This is a genomic window from Tetzosporium hominis (assembly GCF_002265435.1).
Lineage (GTDB): Bacteria > Bacillota > Bacilli > Bacillales_A > Planococcaceae > Chryseomicrobium > Chryseomicrobium hominis.
This window is the reverse complement of the sequence record NZ_NOKQ01000018.1, coordinates 1-232: the sequence shown is the minus strand read 5'-3', so window position 1 is coordinate 232 and position 232 is coordinate 1. Positions and strand designations below refer to the sequence as shown.

Sequence of the window (232 nt, the reverse complement as noted above, 5' to 3'; positions counted from 1 at the left end):
TCTGTAGCATTAGCTTTTTGATCAGCAAGATTTGCTGCTTGGTCAGCTTGGTTAGCTGCGATATTTTTTGGTGTTGCTTTTGCTGCGTTTGCTTCAGCGTTTTTGACAGCTTGATTTGCTGCATTTGCTTCATTTTGAGCCTTAGCTTGTGCTTGGTCAGCAGCAGTTGCGTTAGCAGTAGCGTTGTTCACTTGAGATTGAGCAGTAGCAACATTTTTTTTCTGAGCATCAA

At 42.2% G+C, this 232-nt stretch carries 1 protein-coding gene; it reads right to left on the bottom strand.

Annotated elements, in window-relative coordinates; translation table 11 throughout:
- Positions 1-232: hypothetical protein (locus CF394_RS15665; protein ID WP_207761649.1), on the bottom strand; the 232-nt coding region annotated here is incomplete at both ends.